At 70.5% G+C, this 387-nt stretch carries 1 pseudogene; it reads right to left on the bottom strand.

Annotated elements, in window-relative coordinates:
* A pseudogene (locus AC6EMZ_RS23355) lies at positions 1-387 on the bottom strand (hypothetical protein); the annotation flags it as partial.

Consider the following 387-nt stretch of genomic DNA (forward strand, 5'->3'; position numbering starts at 1 on the left):
TAGCACGGCTTCGCGCGGCAACAGCGTGTAGGTGTTGCGCTCGCCGGTCGGGCCGGGCAGCGTGGCGGTGGCGCCCGTGGCCGAGGCTGCAGCCAGGCGCTCGCACAGCGAGGCCAGTTCCGGCGATTGCTTGCGAGCCCATTCCGTCAGCGCATCGAACGGCGCCAGCAGCGCGCGGCGCGCATCGGTATCGACCTCCGTACCCGCGCCTGCGGTCAGTTGCAGCGCGGTGCGCATTGCGTCCTGCGGGCACGTCGACAGCAGACGCAGCAGATACAGCGGGCCGCCGGCCTTCGGGCCCGTGCCCGACAGGCCTTCGCCACCGAACGGCTGCACGCCAACCACGGCGCCGACGATATTGCGGTTCACATACAGGTTACCCACGTG

The sequence above is a fragment of the Enterobacter sp. SCRI0065 genome (assembly GCF_059766475.1).